Source organism: Vibrio sp. 1069 (assembly GCF_033340555.1).
On the sequence record NZ_JAWOWP010000413.1, the window covers coordinates 1 to 683 of the forward strand.

The window sequence follows — 683 nt, forward strand, 5'->3', positions numbered from 1 at the left end:
TTCTACTACGCCTGACTGGATAGCAATTCGGCTTGGCGCACTCAGAATGTTGAAGCGAACTTTTTGATCTGGACCGGCCGTGTAATTTGCACTCTCTTTCCTGCGAACCGTTAACGTCGTTTGACCCGCTTTGTAGACACGAATAAGACCGTCACCAATAACATCTGCAACGCCTGGAGAAGTATTGTCAACGACTTCCAAATGATCATTGCTGGCCGTTAAACCAAAATCACGCTGCAAGTTAAAATCGTAGTCTTTGCTGTATACCATTTCATAATCTTGCGTCGTCATCGCTTGGCCTTGCGCTTTCGCAACTTTGATCACAACATTGAATTGAATTGATTGGTAAAAGTCACCGCCATCATCTTCAAACTTAAGACGATATTCGCCCGCGGTATCCACTTCTAAGTTGCCATCCTTCATTCGAAGACCTTCAGGCAACCCACCAATCAGACTGACTTTGCCTTTCTGACCAGCAAACGTCATTGGAATAGCCAGTTTAGGCTGATAAGTGAGAGACATTTCCACGTCTTTCATTACCTGATGAGGTGCGCGTTCGATTTCAATGTTGAAGCGGGTTTTACTTGCTGGATAATTACGCAAGTCGTATTCGTAGGCTTCAACTTCTGCGCTACCAACGCCTTTGATCAGCAACGCTTCACCATCCGTAGTTTTAGCGACAA

At 45.2% G+C, this 683-nt stretch carries 1 pseudogene; it reads right to left on the reverse strand.

The features are described 5' to 3' along the window. Nucleotides 1-683 (reverse strand): annotated as a pseudogene (locus R7040_RS26850) (cadherin repeat domain-containing protein); the annotation flags it as partial.